28 protein-coding genes, 1 tRNA gene and 1 pseudogene are annotated in these 24,510 nt (G+C 40.6%); 8 read left to right on the top strand and 22 right to left on the bottom strand.

Annotated elements, in window-relative coordinates; genetic code table 11:
• The first annotated feature begins 40 nt into the window (after positions 1-40).
• The gene (locus tag JI665_RS04305; RefSeq protein ID WP_206836685.1) at positions 41-1,009 is read left to right on the top strand and encodes a helix-turn-helix transcriptional regulator; all 969 of its coding nucleotides are present in this window, start codon (positions 41-43) and stop codon (positions 1,007-1,009) included.
• A gap of 251 nt (positions 1,010-1,260) precedes the next feature.
• Here JI665_RS04305 and JI665_RS04300 read toward each other — a convergent pair whose 3' ends face one another.
• Complete coding sequence (locus tag JI665_RS04300; RefSeq protein ID WP_206837664.1) at positions 1,261-1,755, bottom strand: DUF1456 family protein; 495 nt, start codon at positions 1,753-1,755, stop codon at positions 1,261-1,263.
• A gap of 197 nt (positions 1,756-1,952) precedes the next feature.
• Positions 1,953-2,049, bottom strand: a tRNA-Sec gene (locus JI665_RS04295).
• A gap of 123 nt (positions 2,050-2,172) precedes the next feature.
• Between JI665_RS04295 and JI665_RS04290 the strand changes: the two genes are divergently transcribed.
• On the top strand, positions 2,173-2,598 hold the full coding sequence (locus tag JI665_RS04290) for a DUF2621 domain-containing protein (protein ID WP_019381898.1): 426 nt from the start codon (positions 2,173-2,175) through the stop codon (positions 2,596-2,598).
• A gap of 291 nt (positions 2,599-2,889) precedes the next feature.
• A complete protein-coding gene (locus JI665_RS04285) occupies positions 2,890-3,384 on the top strand; it encodes a DinB family protein (protein ID WP_206836683.1) in 495 nt (164 codons plus the stop codon).
• 48 nt (positions 3,385-3,432) lie between these two features.
• On the opposite strand, the gene JI665_RS04280 is transcribed toward JI665_RS04285, so the two are convergent.
• The 3 genes from JI665_RS04280 to JI665_RS04270 form a co-directional block, all read right to left on the bottom strand.
• Positions 3,433-3,921: a CcdC family protein gene (locus tag JI665_RS04280; RefSeq protein WP_206836681.1), complete on the bottom strand. Its 489-nt coding sequence runs from the start codon at positions 3,919-3,921 to the stop codon at positions 3,433-3,435.
• Between the two features lie 152 nt (positions 3,922-4,073).
• A complete protein-coding gene (locus tag JI665_RS04275; RefSeq protein ID WP_206836678.1) occupies positions 4,074-4,433 on the bottom strand; it encodes a response regulator in 360 nt (119 codons plus the stop codon).
• A 275-nt stretch (positions 4,434-4,708) separates the two neighbouring features.
• Positions 4,709-5,416 (bottom strand): cytochrome c biogenesis CcdA family protein, encoded by a 708-nt coding sequence (locus JI665_RS04270; protein ID WP_071156551.1) that lies wholly within the window; start codon positions 5,414-5,416, stop codon positions 4,709-4,711.
• 347 nt (positions 5,417-5,763) lie between these two features.
• On the opposite strand from JI665_RS04270, the gene JI665_RS04265 reads away from it, so the two are divergent.
• Positions 5,764-5,934, top strand: a complete 171-nt coding sequence (locus JI665_RS04265) for an aspartyl-phosphate phosphatase Spo0E family protein (protein ID WP_009330553.1) — start codon at positions 5,764-5,766, stop codon at positions 5,932-5,934.
• Between the two features lie 60 nt (positions 5,935-5,994).
• Here the strand turns inward: JI665_RS04265 and JI665_RS04260 are convergent, their stop codons facing one another.
• Entirely contained in the window at positions 5,995-6,402 is a 408-nt protein-coding gene (locus tag JI665_RS04260; RefSeq protein WP_206836676.1) for an Lrp/AsnC family transcriptional regulator, read from the bottom strand.
• 118 nt (positions 6,403-6,520) lie between these two features.
• On the opposite strand from JI665_RS04260, the gene JI665_RS04255 reads away from it, so the two are divergent.
• On the top strand, positions 6,521-7,282 hold the full coding sequence (locus tag JI665_RS04255; RefSeq protein WP_206836674.1) for an MBL fold metallo-hydrolase: 762 nt from the start codon (positions 6,521-6,523) through the stop codon (positions 7,280-7,282).
• A gap of 39 nt (positions 7,283-7,321) precedes the next feature.
• On the opposite strand, the gene JI665_RS04250 is transcribed toward JI665_RS04255, so the two are convergent.
• The 9 genes from JI665_RS04250 to yneA form a co-directional block, all read right to left on the bottom strand.
• Positions 7,322-9,115, bottom strand: coding sequence for an ABC transporter ATP-binding protein (locus JI665_RS04250; protein WP_206836669.1), 1,794 nt, complete (start codon positions 9,113-9,115; stop codon positions 7,322-7,324).
• A gap of 4 nt (positions 9,116-9,119) precedes the next feature.
• Positions 9,120-10,868: an ABC transporter transmembrane domain-containing protein gene (locus tag JI665_RS04245; RefSeq protein ID WP_206836666.1), complete on the bottom strand. Its 1,749-nt coding sequence runs from the start codon at positions 10,866-10,868 to the stop codon at positions 9,120-9,122.
• 111 nt (positions 10,869-10,979) lie between these two features.
• The gene (locus tag JI665_RS04240) at positions 10,980-11,420 is read right to left on the bottom strand and encodes a DUF6376 family protein (protein ID WP_244671072.1); all 441 of its coding nucleotides are present in this window, start codon (positions 11,418-11,420) and stop codon (positions 10,980-10,982) included.
• A 134-nt stretch (positions 11,421-11,554) separates the two neighbouring features.
• Positions 11,555-11,770 (bottom strand): YneF family protein, encoded by a 216-nt coding sequence (locus JI665_RS04235; RefSeq protein ID WP_009330559.1) that lies wholly within the window; start codon positions 11,768-11,770, stop codon positions 11,555-11,557.
• A gap of 86 nt (positions 11,771-11,856) precedes the next feature.
• Positions 11,857-12,294: a sporulation inhibitor of replication protein SirA gene (gene sirA / locus JI665_RS04230; RefSeq protein ID WP_035330668.1), complete on the bottom strand. Its 438-nt coding sequence runs from the start codon at positions 12,292-12,294 to the stop codon at positions 11,857-11,859.
• A 269-nt stretch (positions 12,295-12,563) separates the two neighbouring features.
• Entirely contained in the window at positions 12,564-14,570 is a 2,007-nt protein-coding gene (gene tkt, locus JI665_RS04225) for a transketolase (RefSeq protein ID WP_206836660.1), read from the bottom strand.
• A 236-nt stretch (positions 14,571-14,806) separates the two neighbouring features.
• Complete coding sequence (locus JI665_RS04220; RefSeq protein WP_206836655.1) at positions 14,807-15,040, bottom strand: DUF896 domain-containing protein; 234 nt, start codon at positions 15,038-15,040, stop codon at positions 14,807-14,809.
• Positions 15,041-15,182: 142 nt separating this feature from the next.
• On the bottom strand, positions 15,183-15,830 hold the full coding sequence (locus JI665_RS04215) for a YneB family resolvase-like protein (RefSeq protein WP_206836652.1): 648 nt from the start codon (positions 15,828-15,830) through the stop codon (positions 15,183-15,185).
• Positions 15,831-15,839: 9 nt separating this feature from the next.
• Positions 15,840-16,172, bottom strand: a complete 333-nt coding sequence (gene yneA, locus JI665_RS04210; protein WP_206836649.1) for a cell division suppressor protein YneA — start codon at positions 16,170-16,172, stop codon at positions 15,840-15,842.
• A 156-nt stretch (positions 16,173-16,328) separates the two neighbouring features.
• On the opposite strand from yneA, the gene lexA reads away from it, so the two are divergent.
• Both lexA and JI665_RS04200 read left to right on the top strand, forming a co-directional pair.
• On the top strand, positions 16,329-16,952 hold the full coding sequence (gene lexA / locus JI665_RS04205; RefSeq protein ID WP_206836646.1) for a transcriptional repressor LexA: 624 nt from the start codon (positions 16,329-16,331) through the stop codon (positions 16,950-16,952).
• 285 nt (positions 16,953-17,237) lie between these two features.
• Positions 17,238-17,522: a DUF4257 domain-containing protein gene (locus tag JI665_RS04200; RefSeq protein WP_009330566.1), complete on the top strand. Its 285-nt coding sequence runs from the start codon at positions 17,238-17,240 to the stop codon at positions 17,520-17,522.
• Positions 17,523-17,729: 207 nt separating this feature from the next.
• Here JI665_RS04200 and JI665_RS04195 read toward each other — a convergent pair whose 3' ends face one another.
• The 4 genes and pseudogenes from JI665_RS04195 to JI665_RS04180 form a co-directional block, all read right to left on the bottom strand.
• On the bottom strand, positions 17,730-18,290 hold the full coding sequence (locus tag JI665_RS04195) for a CBO0543 family protein (RefSeq protein ID WP_244671071.1): 561 nt from the start codon (positions 18,288-18,290) through the stop codon (positions 17,730-17,732).
• 1,198 nt (positions 18,291-19,488) lie between these two features.
• The gene (locus tag JI665_RS04190) at positions 19,489-19,956 is read right to left on the bottom strand and encodes a CBO0543 family protein (protein ID WP_206836643.1); all 468 of its coding nucleotides are present in this window, start codon (positions 19,954-19,956) and stop codon (positions 19,489-19,491) included.
• Positions 19,953-20,444, bottom strand: a complete 492-nt coding sequence (locus JI665_RS04185) for a CBO0543 family protein (protein ID WP_206836640.1) — start codon at positions 20,442-20,444, stop codon at positions 19,953-19,955. The genes JI665_RS04190 and JI665_RS04185 overlap by 4 nt, the downstream gene beginning before the upstream one ends.
• A gap of 47 nt (positions 20,445-20,491) precedes the next feature.
• Positions 20,492-20,721, bottom strand: a pseudogene (locus tag JI665_RS04180) (hypothetical protein).
• Positions 20,722-20,945: 224 nt separating this feature from the next.
• On the opposite strand from JI665_RS04180, the gene JI665_RS29100 reads away from it, so the two are divergent.
• The gene (locus JI665_RS29100) at positions 20,946-21,110 is read left to right on the top strand and encodes a hypothetical protein (RefSeq protein ID WP_244671070.1); all 165 of its coding nucleotides are present in this window, start codon (positions 20,946-20,948) and stop codon (positions 21,108-21,110) included.
• An 85-nt stretch (positions 21,111-21,195) separates the two neighbouring features.
• On the opposite strand, the gene glnA is transcribed toward JI665_RS29100, so the two are convergent.
• From glnA to JI665_RS04160, 3 genes are all read right to left on the bottom strand, one after another.
• Entirely contained in the window at positions 21,196-22,530 is a 1,335-nt protein-coding gene (gene glnA, locus JI665_RS04170) for a type I glutamate--ammonia ligase (protein WP_035330680.1), read from the bottom strand.
• Positions 22,531-22,633: 103 nt separating this feature from the next.
• Positions 22,634-23,041, bottom strand: a complete 408-nt coding sequence (locus JI665_RS04165; protein ID WP_035330681.1) for a MerR family transcriptional regulator — start codon at positions 23,039-23,041, stop codon at positions 22,634-22,636.
• A 188-nt stretch (positions 23,042-23,229) separates the two neighbouring features.
• Positions 23,230-24,501, bottom strand: a complete 1,272-nt coding sequence (locus JI665_RS04160; RefSeq protein ID WP_206836637.1) for an aminotransferase class I/II-fold pyridoxal phosphate-dependent enzyme — start codon at positions 24,499-24,501, stop codon at positions 23,230-23,232.
• Between the last annotated feature and the right edge of the window lie 9 nt (positions 24,502-24,510).

Raw genomic sequence — 24,510 nt, 5'->3', positions numbered from 1 at the left:
ATGTCATATTTAACATTATTATTATCCAGGAGTGAACAGAATGCGGGCGGACAGACTCATTTCTATATTATTATTGCTTCAAAATAACGAAAGAATGACCTCAAGGGAATTGGCAAAAGAATTGGAGGTAACAGAACGCACAATACACCGGGATATGGAAGCCTTAAGCGCTGCAGGCATTCCTGTCCTCGCTGAACGCGGAAAATTTGGCGGATGGAGACTGCTTGAGAAATACAGAACAAATCTTACAGGATTAAAGGCAGATGAAATCAAAACACTGCTTCTATCCCCTTCCTTCGAGCATCTAGCGGACCTTGGAATCAGTAGGGATTGGAAAGAAGCACGCCAGAAACTCCTCGCGGCCATTCCTGCTCCACTGAAAGAGGATGTTAAAGACATTTCCAATCGGATTCATATAGACACCAGCACTTGGAGACAAACACCAAGGGAAATGAAGTCTTTTGAAATTCTGCAGCAGGCGGTATGGGAGGAGAAAAAGCTTCAGATTAAATACGAAAAGGCAGATAAACAAACGAGCGACAGAATTGTAGAGCCTTTAGGACTGATCGCTAAAGGGAATACCTGGTATCTAATCGCTGCTTCTGACGAACAGATAAAGAGCTATCGTGCTTCGAGAATAGTGGATGCAGATCTTATTAATGAGAAATTCAGCAGGCCGAGTGACTTTGATCTCGCTGATTATTGGCAGGAATCTAAGCAGAAATTTATTAGCAGCCTTCCTAAGTTTGAGGTGGAAGTGGAGATGTCTCCATCCATTATTCAGCGGATTAATTTTACTGGGCGATTTGTACGGGTGATACACATGGATAACCCTAGGGATAATGGATGGATTCCTGTAAGCCTTAGCTTTGATACTGAACAAGAGGCGAGAGAGTATATACTTGGGTTTGGGAATCAGATTAAGATTGTAAGGCCTGTTTCGCTTAGGAAAAGTGTGTGGGAAATGGCTGAGAGTGTTGTTAATTTTTATAAAGAATATGAGGAGTAAACAAGGAAAAAAGGGGTCTCTAATTGACCAGAGCCTTTCCAACAGTACATAACGGATTAACCCCCGCAGGGTCAGGCACCAATATTAAAAACGAGCCTCCTCAATCATTTCTGAGGCTCGTTTTTGTCCATAGTCCACTTATGTAACTACTAAAGAAAAATTAATTTCATGAACAATTCACTTTTTCAATGATATCAGACAGCTTTTCTTTATAGACTATTAATATGTTATCACTCGAATTCTTTCATTCATTATCCTCTATATTTAATTGCCAGTCCTTTTAAGAAATTTCTGGCAAAATTGTCTAAGCATATTTTATAATTTTTGTGTCCTTCTTTTCTTAAAAACGCTCCGAGTTCTCCTTTTGATACGTTTAATCCAGCTTTTTTGAATACATCTATCATGTCCTCTGTTGTTAAGGACAAGGCGATTTTGGTTTTCTTTAAAAGGATATTGTTTACATTTGTAGTTTTTTCTATGGATGGTTCTGGCGTATTATTTTGACCTGGTTTTGGCTCTTGTTTACCTCTTTTATAAATAATGAAGCCATTCAAAAATGAATTTAACATATTATTTGTCAATTTTATTTGGCTGCCATTCTCTTCTTCATCATCTGTCTTTTTGAGGATCTTCACCACCTCTGGTACGGTCACTTCTATTCCTCCAAGTTTAAAGATTTCTGCCATTTCACTATTTTTGATTTCTAGCGCATATCTCAATCGAATTAATATATCATTATTATCCATCAACTTACTTCCTCCTATTTTTCACTGCTCTTTATTACAACAGTATGCATTTAAATATCTTAAGTCTATCATAGCCGAAGCCTCACAATGAGTAGAACGGAAACAATCCATTTAATATGCTTTAGCACCAAAAGCGAGTAAGTGGATAGCACAAAAAACCGCACAGCGTCCCACTATGCGGCCATTATATGTATATTTGGCGGGACCGCCTGGGAATCGAACCCAGCTGACCACACACGGTGGTCACAAGCGGTTTTGAAGACCGTGGAGGGCACCAGCACCCCAATCAGCCCCGTAAAGACTCTTCCTATTATAAGGGCAATTGATGCTGTTTTCAAGACTAATGCTTCCTTTCTTGTCGTATCGCGGGACAAGGCTTATAATAAGGACAGGAAAAAATGTGTGTAGGTGAAGGAAATGCTAGAAGGCTGGTTTATGTATTTTATATTGTTTTGGGTTGTCGTTCTGATTTCGTTCTTCGCGATCGGCGGATTTTTTATGTTCCGCAAATTCTTAAAGCGCATGCCCAAAGAAGATGGCAAATCAGATTTGGATTGGGAAGAGCATTATGTCAATGAAACGCGCCATCTATGGCAGCAGAAGGAAAAAGATCTGCTGGAGGATCTGGTAAGTCCAGTTCCTGAACTGTTCAGAGATGTAGCAAGAATGAAAATAGCCGGCAAAATCGGTGAACTTGCCCTAAAGGAAAAGGCAGCACAAATCGATCAGGACCTCCTGATTCGCGGCTATATATTAGCCACTCCAAAAAGAGATCATAAATTTCTCCGCAAGAAATTGACGGAAAAACAGATAAATATGACTCCATACGAGCACTTATTTTAGGCCATTTCGTATCATCGGAATGGTTTTTTATTATACGGGCTTTTAAAAGCCACACATAGTTTCAGCACGTGTGGATTGGAGTGGAAGTCACTCGACTCCTGCGGGAGTAGCATACCAAGGGAGACCCCACAGACGCGAATGCGTCGAGGAGGCTCCCGGTAGCCCCGCGGAAAGCGAGTGTCTGGAACGGAAATCCACACATGCTTAATTCAATTCTTGAAATTAAATAGGATAGTCAGAATATCTAATGAATAGAAATGAAGAGTACTCTATCCAAAAAGGAGAAGTCCAATGACCACAAAAGAAGTCTTATTAAAACAACTATCCGCCTGCCTCGACCAGCCCAATTGGTTTGTCCCTTTATCAGCTGCCATCGAAGGACTATCAGCAAAAGAAGCATCTTTCAAGTCAGGAACCGCCAATTCGGTCTGGCAGATCGTCACCCACCTTACCTTCTGGAATGACCGCTATCTAACAAGATTCAAAGAATTGCCGCTCGCCCAAACCCATATCGCCAATGACGATACATTCAGCACAAAAGAATCCGTTACAGAAGAGGATTGGCAATCTGCTATAAAAGCTCTTCAAAACGTATTGTCTGAGTGGATCAAAGCCCTGGAAGAATGCAGTGAAGAAAAGCTCCTCTTATCCGCCTATAAGGAACCAATTGAACCCTGGTCGTCTGTCATTTCCAATCTAACCATCCACAACGCCTATCACATCGGACAGATTGTCGAAATCCGGAAGATGTACGGACTTTGGGACCCCAAAAATGGTGTCCATTAATCAATAACAAAAAATCCGCCGAGCCTATGCCCGGCGGATTTCATTCTATCAAGTTGTTTTCGGATTCCCCGATTCATGCAGCTCCTGATGAAGCTTCCGATAATTCATATACATCGCTATCCTCCACGGCACGATCATTGAAAATGCGAGAATCCAGAACATGCCGCTCAGCTGGCCATAGTCAATCGTTGAGCTAAGGACCATTTTTCCAATAATCCGGATTATAAGCAAGCCTATCAATATAAAAGCGAATGCTTTGGAACGCTTCAGATAAATATCGCTGTCTCTGACTTCAAAGGAGGATGTTTTAATTAAAAGGATGGAAAAAAGCATTCCAACTGCGGCTGCTTCCAGGATCTCCATTGGGGTAACGCGAAAATAAGGAACGACAAACATAAGAGCACCTGTGCTCATAAAAATCGGCGGCAAGATGATTTTCTTGGCGGAAGCCGGCTTTTTTGCGGCCTTCATACGGATGAACATTACGAAGATCGCCATAAAAACGGCACCGATTGATGAAATTAATACAAAGTCCATTCGATTTCATCCTCTATTTCATTTGATTACTAACCATATTATATCTTAATAGGCTTGATTTAGGTACTCAGAAGGATAAAAGTTCAATAAAAAAAGCCACTCCAGCTGATACCCGGACACATCCGTATGTCCAGGGTACCCTGAGTCAGCTCTTAGCTTAATACCCGATTCACAGCTTCTAATACACGGCCTTCATCAAATGGTTTTATGATAAAATCTTTCGCGCCAGCTTCAATGGATTCAACCACTACCTTCTGCTGGCCCATGGCTGAACACATGATTACTTTTGCATTAGGGTTTTCCCTCTTAATTTCCCTGACAGCCTCAAGCCCGCTCATTTCAGGCATTGTGATATCCATCATTACCAGATCAGGCTTCAGATTTTCAAATAGGTGCACGGCTTCTTTACCGTTTTCCCCTTCGCCCACAATTTCATGGTCGGCTTTTTTTAAAATGCTGCCAAGGGTAACCCTCATAAACTTTGCATCGTCTACTATTAAAATTCTCGCCACCACTGTTTCCCCCTTGTAGTGCATTGGAAGCTATATCTCTATTATACTACATTCATAGTAAAAAATACCCATAAAAACAATTATTAAACATTTAATCGAACAAAATTCCTTAAGAGAGACACATTTTTCCACGCCCAAAGAACACATATTTCAATATATCGAAGTATCAGATAAATTTCAATTGAAAGAATATGACAAATTTCGACCACGTCACATAGCCCTTTTTACATATAACAAAAAAAGAGCACATTCCCAATTTGAATGTGCTCCTGCTTTTAGAAACCTGTAAATCCGCCAAATAGCGGTGAAAGAATCGCAATGATTTTTGTCATCCAGTCAAAGAATAAGACAACACCCATGATCATCATCAATACGCCGCCGATTTTCATAATCTTGGCACTGTTTCGTCTGATCCATTGCAGCTTGCCAACAAAGAAAGAAAGCACGAAGAATGGGATTCCGAAACCAAGAATATAGGCAATCATATAAACCATTGCTGAGCTTGGATTAGAAGCTGCGAGTGAAATCACAGCTCCCAGAATTGGTCCTGTACATGGGGTCCAGCCGGCAGCAAACGCCATCCCGATTAGTACCGAACCAAGCAATCCGGCAGGACGGTTTTTAAACTCGAACCGCCTTTCTTTCATTAAGAATTCCGGCTTGATGACTCCCACTACCAGCAATCCAAAGAAGAAGATAAATATAGCTCCCAGCTGGCGGATGAGGTCTTGATATTCAGTAAAGAAACGGCCTATGAAAGTAGTGCCAAACCCAATAGCAATAAAAATAGCCGAAAATCCAAGAAGGAAGAATAGCGTGTGCAGCATGCTCCGTCTTTGCAGCATCGCATTCTCTTCTTTTATCTCCCCTACAGACATTCCTGTAATATACGATAAGAATGCTGGATATAACGGCAGGCAGCAAGGAGAAATGAAGCTTAAAAACCCTGCCCCTAAGGCAATAAATACATTCAAATCTGTCATAGTCACAACTCCTGATACTCATTCATTCCCATTTCATTCTAACAAATCCCATATAGAAAAGATAATGGATAGAATGTGAACATTTTGTGTCCCCGAATATTTCACACATTTCTGAGTAAACCACCGGCTATTATATTAATTCATATTAGATTTCAACCTAAAACATGTATTTTTAATGTAAATGTTACTAAAGTTTAAAACAAGTTTCTTTTGAATTAATTACCATTATTCGATATACTAGTATAGGACTTAACAAATTCTGTTATTATCTTTCATCTTTTGACATGGAATAGAATTGGCAGAGTAAAGCCTACATATAAGAAATAATCAGAGAGGAACTATTGGCCATGTGTAAACAGGAACTGCTTACATTGATTGAACAGAAAAGAACAGAGTTAATTCAAGTGGCCATGAAAAGCGGCTTAAGCTCTGCCGCAGCAATCCGGTACAGCCAGGAGCTGGATGCCCTATTAAATGAATATAACCGAACCTTTATAAAAAAAGTGCAGACACATTAAGAAACAGCCATGCAACCTATGCAGGCTGTTTCTTACATTTATCCCTCTGAATCTAAGCAGTTATTTATTAATAACAATCGATAATTTATAATTTGCATGCTTATTCAAGTCTGTTAAAAATTGATCTAACCGTTCATTAGACTGGAATTTGCATTCAAGTATGTAACAGCCATCCCCGCTGATCTTATAATTATGTATGATTTCCTGCTGTGTTTTTACGAAGGTCAGATACGGCTGATGATTCATACTTTGAGTAATAACCGTAATAAAAGCATGGATGGAATACCCTAATTTCTCCTGGTTCACTTTGATTGTGTATCCCTCAATTACGCCATGATCTTCTAATTTTGCCAATCTTGATGCGGCTGCCTGGCCAGTTAAATGGACTTTCTCCCCCAGCTCCTTCATGGTGATCCGGCTGTTTTTGGAGAGTTCCTCCAAAATACGCCAATCCGTGTGATCCAGCATTTTTTCAACTCCTTTCACTTTTCAAGTTAAACGGCAAAAAGACTTGATTTTATCTATGTAAGTACCAATGGGTCTTAGTATAAACTAAACCTAAATCAAAGAAAAGGAGTACATTTATATGAATATACAGCAAATCCGCAACGCTACACTAGTTGTCCAATATGCAGGCAAAAAGATTTTAATTGATCCCTTTTTAGCAGAAAAAGGAACTTACCCGCCTTTTCCAAATTCATTGAGACAAGATCAAAACAATCCTTTAACAGAGCTTCCGGTTTCCATTGATGAAATTATTCATAATGTGGATGCAGTGATTGTTACCCACCTGCATTTAGACCACTTTGATGATGCAGCCAAAGAAGCATTGCCAAAAAACATTAAAATGTTTGTGCAAAATGAAGAAGATGCTGCTGAAGTGAGAAATGCTGGTTTTAATAATATTGAAGTGCTCCATGAAGATAATGTTTTTGAAGATATCCAACTAATCAAAACAAAGGGCGAACATGGCAGGGGCGAAATTTTAAAACTGGCCGGTCTTGTTTGCGGAGTTGTCTTCAAACATCAAAGTGAAAAAACACTTTATGTAGCTGGAGATACAGTTTGGTATGATGCTGTTCAGGAAGTCATTGAAACACACAATCCTGAAGTCATTGTTGTAAATGGCGGAGATAACCAGTTTCTTGAAGGCGGCTCGCTAGTTATGGGGAAAGAGGATATCTATGAAGTTTCCAAGGCTGCCCCGGATGCTAAGATTATTTCCGTCCATATGGAGGCCGTCAACCATTGGACACTATCAAAGGAAGAGTTAAAAAGCTACAGTAAAGACAAAGACTTTTCCGATCAATTATTAGTGCCTGAAGATGGAGAATCCTACTCCTTTTAAGAGACGAAAAGACGTGTGGCTATTCACACGTCTTTTCTATTAGCCTACTGCATCCTCCACTTTCTCAGCCGACCCATTCTGCAGCAGATACATTTTATGATACAAACCGCGCTTGGCAAGTAATTCCTGATGCGTTCCTCTTTCTACTATTTCCCCCTGATGAAGAACGAGAATCAATTCTGCATCCTGTATCGTAGACAATCGATGAGCAATCGCAATCGTCGTGCGGCCCTTCCGCATTTTCTCCAGTGCAGTTTGAATCGCTTCCTCTGTTTCTGTATCAATGTTGGCTGTTGCTTCATCCAGCACAAGAATTTTCGGATTGGCAGCAATCGTTCTTGCAAAGGCAATAAGCTGTCTTTGCCCGCTCGAAAAAGTCGATCCGCGCTCAACCACCGCATGCTCATATCCGTTTTCCAGCTTATCTATGAATGTGTGGGCCTGAACAAACTGAGCCGCAGCTTTGATCTCTTTATCTGTCATTTTCTCATTATGAAGTCTGATGTTATCCTTAATCGTCCCGTAAAATAGGAAAGGATCCTGAAGGACGAGTCCCATTTTCGCGCGCAATTCTTCCGCTGGATAAGACTTAATGCTTTTTCCGTCAATGAAAATACCGCCGCGCTCATATTCATAGAATCGCATCATTAAATTAATGATTGAGCTCTTGCCGCTGCCGGTATGGCCTACAAGGGCAACGGTTTCACCCTGCTTGGCTGTAAAAGAAATATTTTTCAATACATCCCTTTTGCCGTCATAGGAGAAGCTGAGGTTCCTAAACTCAATCTCTCCTTCCTTAATTCCAGCAGACAGGTTATCCTCCTGTTCAGGAGCAAGTTCCTTTTCGTCCAGCAGCGCAAACGCTCTTGAAGCGGCAATGATTGCCTGCTGATACATGGAAAGCCTCATCATGATCTGATTAACAGGCTCAAAAAAACGGTCAAGATAGCTGACAAAGGCATACAGCACACCGATTTCGATCGGATTGTTAAAGGAAGAAATGCCAAAGAAGCTCAATACAATAATAAGTGACAGTACATACACAAGGTCGATGGCAGGCCTTAACAGCAGCCCATCCATTTTGATATTGCGCATACCTGCTTGATAGTGCTGCTCATTGATATCGCCAAATTCCTTCCGCAGCCTTTTTTCCTGCCTGAATACCTGGATGATGGACATTCCCTGCAGTGATTCACTCAGCTTAGCATTCAGCTGGCTCAGCCTTTCCCTTAAGTCCTTATAAAATACCGAACTGTATTTACGGTACGTACGAATGATCATAAAAAGAATCGGGAGAATCACCAGGCAAAATAGTGCCAGCTTCACATTCAGGATAAACATCGCCACAAAGATCCCTGTCAGCAGGAAGGCACCCTGAATAAAGGTAACCAGGACACTGACAAACATATCCTTAATAGCTTCTGTATCATTGGTAACTCTTGATACAATGCTTCCGGCAGGCGTTTTATCAAAGTATTTCAAGCCCAGTGACTGAACTTTTGAAAAGACATCCACACGCAGCTGCTGAATGATTTTAAGCGCAATTTCCTGAAATTTCAGCAGCTGAAAATAGGATACCAGCACATTCATAATCTGAATGCCCAGATATGCTGCACCAAGAGCAAATAACGGCTCGAAAACCAGGTTCCTTGGTGTTAAATAATCATCGATAAAAATTTTGACAAGAATCGGCCCCAATATGTCTCCAATCGTCGTTAGCAGAAGCAAACTGAAGGCAAGTATGATTGTTTTCTTATGCGGTTTTGTATAGGAAAGCAGCCGGAAAAGGACCTTCCGCTGCTCTTTCCCTTTCATAATCGGTGTCTTTTCCATCGGCTTATCCCCCATGCTCCACAAGCTCTTCCAGCTGCTGGCGCAGATACATATTCTTATACCAGCCTTCTTCAGCCATCAGTTCATCATGTGAACCCCGCTGAACAATTTTCCCTTCATCCAGCACCAATATGAGATTCGCATGCTGAATGGCGCTCAGCCTGTGAGCGGTTATGATCGTTGTCTTGCCTGCCCGCTCACCACGCAATGAAGTAAGGATAGCTTCCTCTGTTTTCGCATCAACGGCGGAAAGTGAGTCATCCAAAATCAATACTTCCGGTTTCATCAGAAGGGCTCGTGCAATGGAAATACGCTGCTTCTGCCCTCCGGAAAGCGAGACCCCTCTTTCACCCACAACGGTTTTATAGCCATCTGTGAATTCTAGAATATCCTCATGGATATTGGCCAGTTTCGCTGCTGCATAAATATCTTCAAGATCTGCATCTGGCCTCGTGAAAGCTATATTTTCAGCAACAGTGGCAGAGAACAGAAAGTGCTCCTGCGGGACATAGCCAATCGCTTCCCTCAGCTTTTCGATTTTATAGCGGTTGATAGTATGTCCTGCAAAAAGAATTTCCCCTTCATAGCCTTCAAACTCACGGATCAAAAGCTTCAGAAGTGTGGTTTTGCCAGCACCCGTTTTACCTGCTATGCCGAGAGTCTCTCCTCTTTCCAGCCTAAAATGAATATCCTTAAGCAGCGCTTCCTGTTCACCCGGATAGGCGAACTCCTCAATCTTGTACTCAATATCACCGCTCGGAACTTCATTGATGCCAGTCTCATCATCCTTAATATCGATTTCTTCTGCAAGAAGCACAGAGACTCGATCATAGGAGGCGCGGCCTCTCTCGACAATGTTGAACAGCCAGCCAAATGCGAGCATTGGCCAAATCAGGAGACCCAGATAGGCAGTAAATGAAACCAGCTGCCCGATGGTCAGCTCTCCTGCAATAACATATCTGGACCCAAAAGCAATAGATAGGAAGAAAGAGATTCCTACAATAATGCTGATCGTCGGATCAAACAAAGAATCAACACGTGCAACAGAAATGTTTTTTTGCACTACATCTTCAGACTGCCTGCGGAAATCTTCAATATCTTCTTTTTCCTGTCCGAATGTTTTAATCACTTTAATTCCTGAAACACTTTCCTGAGTTTTGTCATTCAGTGAAGAAAAAGCCTCCTGTGCTTTGTGGAACCGTCTATGAAGCAGTGTTCCATACCAGCTCGTTAAGAGTGCCATGAACGGCATCGGAACCAGACTGATTAGTGTAAGCTTCCAGCTGATTGTTGTCGCCATGGCGATGATAACGAAACCGCCTGTCGCCAGTGAATCGACAAATGTGAGGACCCCCGCTCCTGCCGTCTGCTGAATTGCCTGCAGATCATTTGTCGCATGGGCCATCAAGTCCCCCACTCGCTTTTTCTGGTAGAAGGACTGTGACATATTCGTAAAATGCTGATAAAGCCTGTTGCGCAGGAGTTTGGACAGCTTAACGGCTGATCCGAAAATCATAATGCGCCAATAATAGCGGAGCACATACATCATGAGGGCTGTAACAGCAAGAAGTCCGATCCACATTAATAATGCCTTTGAAGTCAGCTCGCCATTTTTAATCGAGTCGACCACAATGCCGACCACCTTTGGCGGCACCAGCTGAAGCATTGCCACAAATAACAGCAGAATAATCCCGTTTACATAAGCCTTTTTCTCCTTCTTAAAAAACCACATCAAATCCCAAAAAACCTTCATACCCCATCCTCCGAAATTCGAAACATAATAGCTTAAATAGTTTAACAAATATTGAGAAAATAAGGAAGATTTTTTCTCGAAAAGAAAAAAGCACCCATTCATTTGGATGCTTTATTGTCCTAATGCTTCTATTCGGTTTATCAGGCTTGTTGCTTCATGAATGGTAGTGAACAGCTCTGAGTTCTCCAGCTGATCTAGCGCAAGGTTGCCGTTCTCCAATACTTTATTTATTTCAGCCAGAAGCGCTTCATTCTGTGTCACCAGCTCCTGATGAACATCTTCTGCCAGCTTCGGGATATCCTGAAGGGCGATAAATTCTTCAACTTCCTGCTTAAGCGTCGTCAATCTGTCTTCAAGTTCCTGCTTTAATGCCGGATCCGCTGCCGCCTCCTGAATCATTTGCGGTGCCTCTTCAGCAAAGTCGCTTAATGTATTGATATGCTCAGTCGCTTCATTAACATAGTCAATGGAATTATTCACTTCACCCATAACGGAACAGCCATTTAATAACATAGAAACGGTAAGGAGCCCTATTAGAATTACTTTTTTCATTTGCTCGTTCCTTTCATGATTTGTCATAGTATATATACGGTCAGTATAAAAGAAGGTTTCATTTTGGATATAAAAAAACCACCTTCCTTGTATTGTAACAGAAAAGTGGTTTCCGATGGGATGCTTGTCCCTGATTATTTGCCAGTCTGCTTGTTCATGGCATTCATCATTTGGTTGATCTTCTTCTGAGATGGCTTCATGCCCATTTGCATCATCATCATTTTAAGCATTTGTTCATTAATTGGCGGATTTTTCTCCAGGTAGCTCATCATATATTTTCGAGCAATGAAAAATCCTAGTGCTACACCGGCAAGAAGCGCCAGTACACCAACTAGAATGTACATACCCATACTAACTTCCTCCTTCATGTTGTCTATCATACAGTGTACTAGACCAAAGGTTATTATACAATATTTGCTTTGTTTTTTCTCTTATTTTAGACGAATTTTCTCTCTTTTATCGGTTTTAGCCACCCATAGCGCTTATGCTGGAGGTCAACAGCCAGGAAGGAAGACTCGCTTTTTCGCAGCACTTCGAAAAATACCGTCTCTGCCTCATAGCTGCCAGCTGCTTCTAAAACCAGGCTCCGTTCAAATACTTCAAGCTTCGCCCTGCTTCTTTTGCTCATCTCTATATAGTATGCACTTTTTTCTATAATAAAGTCTTTTTTTCGCTGCAGCTGCTGATGGATATATTGATGCACTTTCAAACCCGGGATTGGCTTAGTCACAAAATCAATTTGCTTCGATAGAATAGACTTCATTTCACCTGATGAACACTCATACTCTTCAAACAACTGAAAAAACATTCGCTCTCTGCCAAAATAATGGGACGCAAATTCATCTTCTATTAAATACAATTGATAAGCTCTCATCTGGCCCCTCCTTCCGGGACAATCCATTTCTTTCAATTATAAGCAACCAAAAATAAGGAATGTGTCTGAAGATGTTAAAAAATTTCACTAATTTTGTCGAAAACGAAGAATTCAGTTGATTATGAGGATTCTTGGTGGAAGAGCTGCTAAATTAGCTGATCAAAATATTTACTATGTCAATTTCCCGGTTTTACTGAAATGTAATCCTTTTTTTAAAACACATCACACAAAAAAGGAAGAGCCTCTCAGCTCTCCCTCGTCAGTTAATATTATCCCTGCAGCAATGCTTTTACGCGTGCTACAACGTTTTCAACTGTGAATCCGTATTCTTCCATAATCTTCTCACCTGGAGCAGATGCGCCGAAGGTATCGATTGCAAGAACATCGCCTTCGTCTCCTGCATAACGGTGCCATCCAAGTGAAGATCCCATTTCAATGGCAAGACGCTTCTTGACTGTCTTAGGAATTACGCTTTCTTTGTACTCTTTTGATTGAGCCTCGAAGCGGTCCCAAGCAGGCATGCTTACAACAGATGCATGGATGCCTTCGCCTTCAAGCGCTTTTTGTGCTTCAACAGCCAGGCTTACCTCAGATCCTGCAGCAAGCAATAATACATCCGCGCTGCTGTTGGAAGCTGGTGAAACAACATAAGCACCTTTTTGTACGCCTTCGTATGCTGCTGAATCCGTTCCTTTTAATGTAGGAAGGTTTTGACGGGTCAATACTAGTGCAGTTGGCTTGTTTGTTGATTCGATTGCTGTTTTCCATGCAGCTGCTGTTTCGTTTCCGTCAGCAGGGCGGACAACAGAAAGGTTTGGCATTGCACGCAATGCAGCAAGCTGTTCTACAGGCTCATGTGTAGGGCCGTCTTCACCGACAGCGATACTGTCATGTGTGAAAACATACGTAACAGGCAGATTCATAAGTGCAGCCAGACGGATTGCCGGGCGCAGGTAATCAGAGAACACGAAGAATGTTCCGCCGAATACTTTTAATCCGCCGTGAAGAGCCATACCATTCAATGCAGCACCCATTGCAAATTCACGTACTCCGAACCAGATGTTGCGGCCGTCAAATGACTCAGCCGTAAAATCTCCTGTACCTTTGATCATTGTTTTGTTGGAGCCTGCAAGGTCGGCAGATCCGCCAAAGAATGAAGGAAGGTTTTGTGCGATTGCATTTAGCACTTCTCCGGAAGAAGCACGGCTAGCAAGGCTCTTTCCTTCTTCATAAACAGGGATGGCTTTATCCCAGCCTTCAGAAAGCTCGCCATTGAATGCCTGCTCCAGCTGTTTTCCTAACTCAGGATGTGCTTCTTTGTATTGTGCAAAAAGGTCTTCCCATTCCTGCTGCTTTTTAGAGCCGCTTTCCACAACCTGCTGCTTGAAGTGATCATATACTTCCTGTGGAACATGGAAATCTTCATCGAAAGTCCACTTATAGGCTTCTTTCGTTAATTTCAATTCGTCAGCACCTAGCGGAGCACCATGAACATCAGATTTGCCTGATTTGTTTGGAGAACCGTAGCCAATGACTGTTTTGACTTCAATCATTGTTGGCCGGTTTTCATCCTGCTTCGCCTCTTCAATTGCTTTTGCGATTTCGTGAAGATCATTGCCGTCTTCTACGCGGATATACTGCCAGCCGTATGACTTGAAGCGCTGTTCAACACTTTCAGAAAAAGATTTATCAAGGTCACCATCAAGTGAGATATCATTTGAATCATATAGAACAACCAGTCTTCCAAGCTTTAAGTGGCCAGCAAGGGAAGCAGCTTCAGCCGAAACGCCTTCCATAAGGTCTCCGTCACCGCAGATGCTGTATGTATAGTGATCAACCACATTGAAGTTGTCTTTGTTGTATGTTGCAGCCAGGTGGCGCTCTGCCATTGCCATACCAACAGCCATTGCAATACCTTGACCTAATGGGCCTGTTGTTGCATCAACACCTGGAGTATGGCCGTATTCAGGGTGGCCAGGCGTCTTGCTTCCCCACTGTCTGAACTCTTTAATGTCATTCATGGAAACATCATAGCCGGAAAGATGAAGAAGGCTGTATAGAAGCATCGAGCCATGTCCTGCAGAAAGGACGAACCGGTCACGGTTGAACCATTCTGGATTTTTCGGGTTATGGTTCATGAAGCGTGTCCAAAGTGTATAAGCCATTGGCGCTGCACCCATCGGCATGCCCGGATGGCCGGAATTCGCCTTTTCAATGGCGTCGATTGATAAAGTACGAATGGAACTGATGGATAGTTCATCTGTGTGATTAAACATTCAATACATCCTTTCGAGTAGTAATTCTTTACTCTTTTTATATTATCGGGTGTCCCTTTTTTTCACAACCAATAGGGTCAGAAAAGGACAAAAAAAGCCGGTTTGTTACTATATTGACACAAATAGACCCGGCATATGTAAAAAAGCGGAGATATCCGGCAATAAATCCGTAAAGTCTTCTCCGCATTCTATTAAAAGAAGGAATACAGCATTGTGTATCCCTTGCATTTATAATATTAGTGAAGGCGGTTTTTATTTTGGAATTCTTTCAGCTTTTTAGGAGTAACGTCGTTTCCTTTCGGGTCAACAATTGTAACACCTTTAAGCGTGTTTAACATGCCAGAGCGAAAAGTCTCCAAATACTCTTTGCGGAGAGAAGTCTGCTCTTTCGCTTCTGCTTCTGTTAATCCGGATTCCTTTGCCTTCTTTGCCAGTGCATTAATTCGGGCAAGTTTTTGTTTTGGCAGCATATTAAAGCTCCTTTATATCAAAAGTTTACCTTTGAATATTCTAAATAGAAGTTCTTATTATACAATAGCTTCAAATATAGAACAATACTGAAACTCAACTGCCATCATACTAAAAAAGAACACTTTTGACAAGAAAAGTGCTCTATTCAGGAAGTAATTCAATATGTTCTTTATACCTTCTATGGACAGTTGCTTTTGAGATATTATAGCCAAAACCCCTAAGCGTTGCAGCAATCTCTGCAAATGTTAATTCGTTTTTCCTTAGCCTGACAATTTCCTCTATCGGCACCTCTATTCTTTCCCTGCCTCCATTTGCTCCCTGATTGCTTAAGTTCTTCTCGGGCCGGTAACCTTTATCAATAGCCCGCTGCATGCCGCGTCTGATTTTGATGTTATGAAGCTTTCTCTGATACTCCTCTACCATTCCAACAATGTTCAGCACCATCGAATCTGATTCCGAAAGTTCGAGCTGGCCGTTATTCGAAATGCTGTATAGCTGGACTTCTTCTTTTAAAATGCAATGGAGTATTGCAATCTTTGCATTGCCCCGCCCAAGCCTGGTTTCATCCTGAATGAGGACAACCTTGATATCCTTTTCTTTAATTAAGTCTAAAAGCTCCAATATACCGTCTCTTTCAAGATCGTATCCGCTGGCCTGTTCGCGAATCACCTTGACCACTTCAAAATTATGCTTTTTCGCCAGAATCACCAGCTCTTCTTCCTGCCTTGAAAGGGACGTTTCCTGAGTATCCTTTGTTGTACTAACCCTGCAGTAAATAATAGCTTTCATAACTTCTCCTTATTCATAAAGGTCTGAACTGGCAAGCTCTTTATAAGGCTCGTCATCCAGAGCTTTTACTGGAATTACAATTTCATCGCCCGGAAAAATCCTTCCAGACGCAATCTCATTATTTTGTTCCACCCAATTAATAAATTGATCTGTAGACAGCGAATGTTCAGCCGAAAAATTCTCAGCAATTTTCCATAAAGAGTCGCCTTCTGCAACAGTGACTTTCACAAACTTTTCCGTATCGGGTGTTTCTATTTGCACGAGCATAATAAACGATGCTGCCAGGCTTAAAACGAAGAGAATAATAGCATAAGAATATGATTTCCACAATTTTTTAAACATGATATACCACCTCTGAAAAGAATATATGTTCGCATTTGATGATTTTATTATAGACCGAACATTTGTTTTGTGTCAATGAAAATTCGAACTTATGTTTGTATCATATGGTAATTGGTGCTATAATTGAGACAACAAAAACATACGAGGTGCGTAAAGATGGTGAAATTATCAAAAAGGCAGCAAGATATATTAGAGTTTATAAAAGAAGAAGTTAAATTGAGGGGTTATCCGCCTTCTGTAAGGGAAATCGGGGAAGCAGTCGGCCTTGCTTCAAGCTCAACAGTTCACGGCCATCTCGCCAGACTTGAAAGCAAAGGGCTGATCCGCAGAGATCCTACTAAACCGCGCGCCATTGAAATTTTAGACCTGGACGAGTCTTCTCACATTCCTAAAGTCAGTGCAGTTAATGTTCCGATCGTCGGTAAAGTAACTGCAGGTCAGCCGATAACGGCCATTGAAAATGTCGAAGAATACTTCCCTCTTCCAGAAAGAATGGCACCAGTTGACGAGCATGTATTCATGCTTGAAATCATGGGAGAAAGTATGATTGAAGCCGGAATCCTTGATGGCGACTATGTCATCGTCAAACAGCAGAGCACTGCCAATAATGGAGATATCGTGGTTGCCATGACAGAGGAAGACGAAGCAACTGTCAAGAGATTCTTTAAAGAAAAAGACTTTATCCGTCTTCAGCCGGAAAACTCTACAATGGAACCTATCATCCTTCGAAATGTTTCCATCCTTGGAAAGGTTATAGGTGTATACCGCCATATGCATTAATAGAGTGATAAAAAGCAAGCAGCCTCTGCCTGCTTTTTATTTTTTCCAATTTTAAGAAGGTTATCAGTTCCTATTACCTGATGCTATTAGCGAAATCATACGAAAGTAACGGATACTTTTTCTTTTGGCATAAAGTTACAGTCAAGTATGACTATTTTATTGTTCTGAAAATTCGGTATTTTTATGCATATTAATTTATAGCCACTTTCTATATAATGGTAATACACCGAGAATCAACCTAAGGTCGCTTGTCCAAAATCTCGACTTTAGGAGTGTGAAGAAAAAATGTTTTTGAACATTACCTTCGCTTTGTTGATTGGTGGGCTGGTTGGTGTCGTTGGACATATTCGGAAAGAAGGCAAAATGGTCAAACCCAGAAGGACAAAAAAGTTCATCTATCTGGGGGTCTTTGAAGAAGTAATCATGGGGGCTTTAGCGGCTGTTTTTTTGGTCGTATCTTCAGATCCTGACTCTGCCTTAAAGGTAGTTCTCCTGGCGGTGATTGCAGGGTTTGGAGGAGATGCACTGCTGACATGTCTCGATTTCTTAAAGATCAGACATAAAGAATAGAGAGATGCAGAGAAATACGAATTAGTTAAAACCTCGTTCATCTGTAAACGGGGTTTTTGTATTTGCCTTTTTAAAAATACTCCCCGGCTAAAGTGGCCAGGGAATTTCAAATTTTCTTAGTACGAGAACATGTACTGCCCGCCCTCCCAAGAATGCACTCGCATACGTGAAAAAACACACCACCTGCTGGGAGAAATCCTGCCTTTTTTATTTTTCGACTATTTTTTCAAAACTGCTCCTTCTGCTGAACCAATGGGCAATTAAATAAAGTGAAACTAATATAAAAAAGGAATAAGTATAGGCCCAGTCGATTTTTTTATACAAGTGCAGCATTGCCATAATAGGCATTCCTACATAAGCACCAAACCCACCGAATAATACAGCCTTAACTATCGCATTCATATTTGGTTTAAATTGAATTAATAACATTATAGCCACTGGAACAGTTCCATATCGAAATGAGTAGCTGATCGTTGGTATTGGAATAACCTTAATGGGATAGGACCATTTTCCAAAGTCAACACCTAATCCATCAATGGTTGTAGAGATTATCATCGTTATAAAAGCGGCAAATAACAGCCGGGCTGAACTCTCCTTTTTCCGAAAAATTGCCCACAAAACCCAAGGAACAAGTAACATAGCTAAGGCTACCCACCAACTTAAAGTAAATAAGAAAGTGTTTAAATTCACCTCGGTAATCAATTTATTTGCTTCTGTAATAATCTTATTCGCCTTATCAAGTTGAATTAATCCTTCCTGGAATGTCATGATTCACCCACCTTTTACATTCCTTGCTTCGCGTCTAATCCTTAATATTTCAAATTTTATATCTTTTATTCTTATTCGGTCCCTTTATCACGTAATTAACTAATTCTATCTTGTGTTTATTAAAAATATTTTCAATATCACCTGTATCAACCTCTAGCCCTATTCAAATATAGTCTCCAAGACTATCCCTCTTAACATTTTTTGGATTTATAATTCATGTATAACACTTTTGTAAATGGTGAGTCGTCTGAGCATATCAAAATGGCTCGGTATTTTATATTGGTTTGCTACTTGCTTGTATTTTTTTATGGAACCAATCTTCATTTTGACTTCTACAGCTCCGTACAGTTTTTTAGAACATTTGCAATGAGCGACCTTGGCGTTACCTCTTGCAGGGAATACACCTATTCAATTGCACCTCATGAGATTTGTTCTCCTTACCATTTCTGGATGAATGTATTGTTTATTATTAACAGATTAACCTTTTCATTTGGTATTTTGCACCTTTCACAAAACCTTGAGAAGACAAGATTAAACCGGCTAGCGACAATTTTCATTCTTATCTTAGCTTTAGGTAATATTGTTTCTGGCTTTATACCGGCTGATATAAATCTATTTTGGCATTGAATAGCAGCTCAAGTTGGCATGATTACTGTCATGCCCGGTCTTTGGCTTTATGGAAAATCATTAGAAAACGGAAAACGCTGGACTCAATACTGTTTAGTCACATTACTAGTCATATCCATATTCATTATGTTAATCTTTTTCATCCCTATGCCCGCCGGTCTATTGCAATTTACCTGACTCATAATTCTTTTTTATCAATTAACACCCGCTGCCTTGTTTTAATATTCGTCAAAAAACAGAACTAAACAACAATATTCTCTAAGCCTTAACTGTATGGTCCTGAAAAACTTTTTTACAACGACGGCCAAGAACTAAAACTAAATCTTTTTTGTCCAAAAAATAGACCTCTTAACATCAATGGTGTCAAGAGGTTTACTTTTATACAAGTTTGGCATTATTACTCTGACGGAAGAACATACAGAGATAAAAAATCGTCATGACTTAAAACATGTTTCTCCAGAAATTTAATGATTGCTCATAAATCTGGAAAATAGGTTCCATCTCCCCAGTGTCCCATTTTGAAAAAAAGTCCAAATTTCTTGACCTGGGGGAGCCTAGATATTACAACTGGTTACACCAGACCTTTTTTAAACCAAAATATATATATCTTTACAAGATAAAGAATAATCACGTTGGTAATTAAACCAATGAACCAGTTCCAGTGAATATAGTGATACAATGAACTAAATTTTTCGAGAAGATAAGAATAAGTTGTTATCCCCATTGAAAATAGTAAGTAGTACAAAAATGTTCTTCTTGTCCCTTTTTCATTTGGATAAAAAAGTATAAAAAACACGGCAATTGCAGGATAAACTATATAATGTAATGAAAAGCTCATATTTGTTGCTTTATTAAATTCTCTATACGGAAACTCAACCAATCCAAATACCAATTGTATATATTCATGTATCCATGTTATTGCTTGAACAAATATAAAGGTTATCCACGCTAACCTTTTACTTTCGATTGGAATATATCTAAACAGCAAGTACAATGATAAAATCCACGAACATATTAAAATAAGAACTTCTCTGTTCATTTTAACTCCACCAAAATTAATCTTTTAGAAAACCATCGATAAAATTTATCGTTTATATAGAGAGAAATCATTACTGTTACCAGTGTCCAATACCATTTCCATTTATGATACTCAACCAGTTCAGTATTTGATTCTAATACAACTTCTAAGAAGGTAAAAAATCCAGCAAAGAAAACATAATACAATAGTGAGCCAAACCATTTTTTATTCCTTGGAAAATACAAACTAAAAATAATGGCGACTACCGGGAATAAGAAGAACTCAAAGGAAAAACTAGTCCTATTATATAAATTTGCCTTAGGATACAATTGAATCGGATATTCAATCCAACCCATTTCTACTGCTATTAAACCGGCTGGCCATGTAATGACTTGTAGAAAAAAAAAGATAACCCACGCATCTCTAACCTTTTCTCTCGGTACTAGTATCTTGAGACACATGATACTTAGTATTAATATCCCCAATATAATCCATCTTTCAAGATTCATTTAAGTCACCTTTCATCGAAACCATTTAATACTATTTGTTCACATAATTAAATAAATCGATACCACCACTTTTCATCATGCTGCCATTTGTTTGGCTTCTTATATTCCTGAAGTCTCGGCCATGTTCTATGTTATGGCAAACGACACAAACAACACTCCCTAGGTTAATTTCATCAAGTACAAACTCTTGATGATGCTCAAGCTCCTTGATATGGTGAACAACCAGTTGAATCTTCTTACGCTTAGCACTTTCATTGTATTTATTTGTATCACTCATCCAGTATTGGAGGAATAATGCTTTAACGAAAATATTTCTCCAATCCCTGGCACCCTTCTTTGCGACGGCGGGCAAGAGATTTGCCCAACGGCCTTTTCTGTTTGGCTTTATTGGCCTTATTTAAATCATTTTTTAGGATCCTAAAGAACTGTGATCTCCCCTCTTTACCAATTCACTCATTAAGACACACTCATGTGGTTCTCCAGTTAGAAGCAGGGGCAGACATGAAATACATCCCAGAGAGATTGGTTCATGGAAGTATTCAAATAACTGCAGATGTTTATTCGCATATTAGTAAAAAGATTGAAACTGAAAGAATGAGTATATTCGAGGAAAACATGAAAAATGTCCTTGAATTAATTTTTTGCTTTAAAATCGGGCATTTTTAGGGCAAAGCAAAAACTAAAGCCACATTACAATTTTTGCCCGAAAATAAAAACCCCTCAACACCAATGGTGTCAAGGGGTTTACTTTTTAATACATGCTCAAGTACTGCTCGCGCTCCCATGGATGCACTTGCGTACGGAACATATCCCACTCAATTTCCTTCGCTTCAATGAAGTGTTCAAAGATATGTTCGCCAAGAGCGGACACGATGACTTCATCTTTCTTAAGCTCATCAAGTGCAGCAGCCAATGTAGCCGGAAGATCCTTGATGCCTTCTTCTTCACGTTCCTGCTTGTTCATTACATAGATGTTGCGGTCTACTGGTGCCGGAGGAGTCAATTTGTTCTTGATTCCGTCAAGTCCAGCTTTTAGAAGTACAGCCATTGCAAGGTATGGGTTTGCAGCAGGGTCTACACTTCTTACTTCAACACGTGTACTTACACCGCGGGAAGCCGGAATACGGATAAGCGGTGAACGGTTTTGAGCAGACCATGCAACATAGCAAGGTGCTTCATAACCAGGCACCAAACGCTTATAAGAGTTAACGATTGGATTTGTTACTGCAGTAAATGCTGTCGCATGGTTGATGATGCCTGCGATAAAGTGACGTGCATCTTCACTTAATTGAAGATCACCAGTTTCGTTGAAGAATGCATTTTTGCCATCCTTGAATAAGGAAACGTTACAGTGCATACCTGATCCGTTAACACCGAACAGCGGTTTTGGCATGAATGTCGCGTGCAGGCCGTGCTTGCGGGCAATTGTTTTAACAACAAGCTTGAACGTCTGGATTTGGTCACAAGCTGTTAATGCATCTGCATATTTGAAGTCGATTTCATGCTGTCCAGGTGCAACCTCATGGTGGGATGCTTCAATTTCAAAGCCCATTTCTTCAAGCTCAAGCACGATATCGCGGCGGCAGTTTTCTCCAAGATCAGTTGGCGCAAGGTCGAAGTATCCGCCATTATCGTTCAATTCAAGAGTCGGCTCACCAGCCTGGTCAAGCTTGAATAAGAAGAATTCCGGCTCAGGTCCTAAGTTGAAATCAGAGTATCCCAACTCTTCCATTTCTTGTAAGATTCGTCTTAAGTTGCTGCGGGGATCACCGAGGAATGGAGTTCCATCCGGATTGTAGATATCACAGATAAGGCGTGCAACTTTCCCTTTTTCAGCTGTCCAAGGGAATACCACCCAGGTATCAAGGTCAGGATAAAGGTTCATATCTGATTCTTCAATACGTACAAAGCCTTCGATTGAAGATCCATCAAACATCATTTTGTTATCAAGGGCTTTTTCAAGCTGGCTGATCGGAATTTCCACGTTCTTGATAGTTCCAAGAATATCCGTAAACTGTAAACGGACGAATTTTACATTTTCCTCTTCTGCAATTCGCTTAATATCTTCTTTAGTAAACTTTGCCACTGGTAGTTCCTCCCTTAAATTTACATGAGTGATTTATTTTTTGCTCTGTTAATGTGCGCTCAGAAATCCAAGACAATATCAACGAGCTTAAAAACGGCTTTTTTTAATGAAAAAAGCGATGCATGTTGCCCTGACGCAATGATGAACGATTAAATCGGCCCGCCTGCACTATTTCCTTGCGAAGGAGTTTCCGGATTTCTTCATCTGATAGATCGCGTCTCGCTTTTTCTGCTTGCTTATTCATGTTTTCAGTTATCGCTTGCTGTTCTTTTACGAAAAATAGCTGCTTGATCCCAGCCATGTTCACGCCTTGATCAATCAAATCTTTAATTTCCAGAAGGACATCGATGTCGTTTAAGGAAAAAAGCCTTCTATTTCCGTCAGTTCTAGCTGGAGAAATTAATTGGTGCTCTTCATAGTAGCGAATCTGCCTGGCGGTCAGGTCAGTTAGCTGCATGACAGTACCAATTGGGAAAAGCGGCATGGAACGTCGAATTTCGCTTCCAGTCAACTATTTCTCCCCCTTTTCAATTACTTCTTGAGTTTATTATATGTAATGTCAGATTATCTGTCAACAATATGTTAGCTTTTATAACATGATTTTTTCAAAAAAATTTTACCTTTCATATTTTCATATAAATCTCAATAAAGAAACAGAAAAGGACAACTAACTATGTAGCTGTCCTTCTTAATATTCACCTAATTTATTTGGACTAAACCTTTTTCCAGCAATTGGTTCAGCGCGATGCATACAGCCATTTTCACATGGGAATAAGTCAGCCCGCCTTGAACATAAGCAACATAAGGCGGCCTGATGGGGCCATCAGCTGTCAGTTCAATGCTTGCACCCTGAATAAAAGTACCCGCTGCCATGATAACATCGTCTTCATATCCTGGCATATAAGCAGGGTAGGCAGTTACATGGGAATTAACAGGAGATGCAAATTGAATCGCCTGGCAAAAAGCCACCATTTTTTCTTTATCATCAAATTGAACAGATTGGATTAAATCGGTTCTTTTACTGTCCCACTTTGGATTGGAGTTCATTCCAAGCCGTTCAAGCAGTGCTGCTGTAAAAACAGCCCCTTTCAAAGCCTGACCGACAACATGTGGAGCCAGGAAAAAGCCCTGATACATTTCCTGAAGGCTGTAAAGGGACGCACCTGCTTCTGCACCAATTCCCGGTGAAGTCATACGGAAGGAACAAGCTTCGACCCATTCCTTCTTCCCGACAATATAACCGCCTGTCTTGGCAATTCCCCCGCCGGGATTCTTAATAAGCGACCCGGCCATCAAGTCTGCCCCAACATGGCAAGGCTCTCGGTCTTCAACAAACTCTCCATAGCAATTATCAACAAAAACAATCGCATCCGGCTTAATTTCTTTTACGAACTGAATCATTTCTTCTATTTGTTCGATTGTGAATGATGGTCTTGTTGCGTATCCCTTAGAACGCTGTATGCCAATCATTTTCGTATTCGGTTTAATTGCTTTTTCAACTGCAGGATAATCAATGCTTCCATCTTCATTCAGCGGGATGCTATTGTATCCAATCCCGAACTCTTTCAGCGAACCGTTTCCAGTTCCCCGGATTCCAACAACTTCTTCCAGTGTGTCATATGGTTTTCCGGTGATGTACAGCAATTCATCACCCGGCCGCAATACGCCAAAGAGTGCAATGGAAATGGCATGCGTCCCTGATATAATCTGAGAGCGGACCAATCCTGCTTCCCCGCCGAAAACTTCAGCATATATTTCCTCCAATGTATCCCTGCCGATATCATCGTATCCATATCCGGTTGAAGGAATGAAATGCGAATCGCTGACTTTGAAATTTTGAAAGCTCTTTAATACACGGAATTGATTCTCATCAATCCGCTCATCAATACTCTTTAATACCTCTGAAATTTGCTGCTCCACTTCTTTTACAATCGGCTGGAGCTTTTCTCCTTTTGATAACTGTTGAAACATGATGTTCTC

The organism is Bacillus sp. NTK034 (genome assembly GCF_017303275.1).
Taxonomy (GTDB): Bacteria; Bacillota; Bacilli; order Bacillales; family Cytobacillaceae; genus Cytobacillus.
Note: the sequence above shows the minus strand (reverse complement) of the source record. Positions and strands in the feature narration are given on the sequence as shown.

Excerpts from the sequence above, each read along its gene's own strand:
- JI665_RS04305 (WP_206836685.1), top strand. The coding sequence starts at position 41 with ATGCGGGCGGACAGACTCATTTCTATATTATTATTGCTTCAAAATAAC.
- JI665_RS04300 (WP_206837664.1), bottom strand. The coding sequence starts at position 1,755 with ATGGATAATAATGATATATTAATTCGATTGAGATATGCGCTAGAAATC.
- JI665_RS04290 (WP_019381898.1), top strand. The coding sequence starts at position 2,173 with ATGCTAGAAGGCTGGTTTATGTATTTTATATTGTTTTGGGTTGTCGTT.
- JI665_RS04285 (WP_206836683.1), top strand. The coding sequence starts at position 2,890 with ATGACCACAAAAGAAGTCTTATTAAAACAACTATCCGCCTGCCTCGAC.
- JI665_RS04280 (WP_206836681.1), bottom strand. The coding sequence starts at position 3,921 with ATGGACTTTGTATTAATTTCATCAATCGGTGCCGTTTTTATGGCGATC.
- JI665_RS04270 (WP_071156551.1), bottom strand. The coding sequence starts at position 5,416 with ATGACAGATTTGAATGTATTTATTGCCTTAGGGGCAGGGTTTTTAAGC.
- JI665_RS04265 (WP_009330553.1), top strand. The coding sequence starts at position 5,764 with ATGTGTAAACAGGAACTGCTTACATTGATTGAACAGAAAAGAACAGAG.
- JI665_RS04260 (WP_206836676.1), bottom strand. The coding sequence starts at position 6,402 with ATGCTGGATCACACGGATTGGCGTATTTTGGAGGAACTCTCCAAAAAC.
- JI665_RS04255 (WP_206836674.1), top strand. The coding sequence starts at position 6,521 with ATGAATATACAGCAAATCCGCAACGCTACACTAGTTGTCCAATATGCA.
- JI665_RS04250 (WP_206836669.1), bottom strand. The coding sequence starts at position 9,115 with ATGGAAAAGACACCGATTATGAAAGGGAAAGAGCAGCGGAAGGTCCTT.
- JI665_RS04245 (WP_206836666.1), bottom strand. The coding sequence starts at position 10,868 with ATGAAGGTTTTTTGGGATTTGATGTGGTTTTTTAAGAAGGAGAAAAAG.
- JI665_RS04240 (WP_244671072.1), bottom strand. The coding sequence starts at position 11,420 with ATGAAAAAAGTAATTCTAATAGGGCTCCTTACCGTTTCTATGTTATTA.
- JI665_RS04235 (WP_009330559.1), bottom strand. The coding sequence starts at position 11,770 with ATGGGTATGTACATTCTAGTTGGTGTACTGGCGCTTCTTGCCGGTGTA.
- sirA (WP_035330668.1), bottom strand. The coding sequence starts at position 12,294 with ATGAGAGCTTATCAATTGTATTTAATAGAAGATGAATTTGCGTCCCAT.
- tkt (WP_206836660.1), bottom strand. The coding sequence starts at position 14,570 with ATGTTTAATCACACAGATGAACTATCCATCAGTTCCATTCGTACTTTA.
- JI665_RS04220 (WP_206836655.1), bottom strand. The coding sequence starts at position 15,040 with ATGCTGCCAAAACAAAAACTTGCCCGAATTAATGCACTGGCAAAGAAG.
- JI665_RS04215 (WP_206836652.1), bottom strand. The coding sequence starts at position 15,830 with ATGAAAGCTATTATTTACTGCAGGGTTAGTACAACAAAGGATACTCAG.
- yneA (WP_206836649.1), bottom strand. The coding sequence starts at position 16,172 with ATGTTTAAAAAATTGTGGAAATCATATTCTTATGCTATTATTCTCTTC.
- lexA (WP_206836646.1), top strand. The coding sequence starts at position 16,329 with ATGGTGAAATTATCAAAAAGGCAGCAAGATATATTAGAGTTTATAAAA.
- JI665_RS04200 (WP_009330566.1), top strand. The coding sequence starts at position 17,238 with ATGTTTTTGAACATTACCTTCGCTTTGTTGATTGGTGGGCTGGTTGGT.
- JI665_RS04195 (WP_244671071.1), bottom strand. The coding sequence starts at position 18,290 with ATGACATTCCAGGAAGGATTAATTCAACTTGATAAGGCGAATAAGATT.
- JI665_RS04190 (WP_206836643.1), bottom strand. The coding sequence starts at position 19,956 with ATGAACAGAGAAGTTCTTATTTTAATATGTTCGTGGATTTTATCATTG.
- JI665_RS04185 (WP_206836640.1), bottom strand. The coding sequence starts at position 20,444 with ATGAATCTTGAAAGATGGATTATATTGGGGATATTAATACTAAGTATC.
- JI665_RS29100 (WP_244671070.1), top strand. The coding sequence starts at position 20,946 with ATGAAATACATCCCAGAGAGATTGGTTCATGGAAGTATTCAAATAACT.
- JI665_RS04160 (WP_206836637.1), bottom strand. The coding sequence starts at position 24,501 with ATGTTTCAACAGTTATCAAAAGGAGAAAAGCTCCAGCCGATTGTAAAA.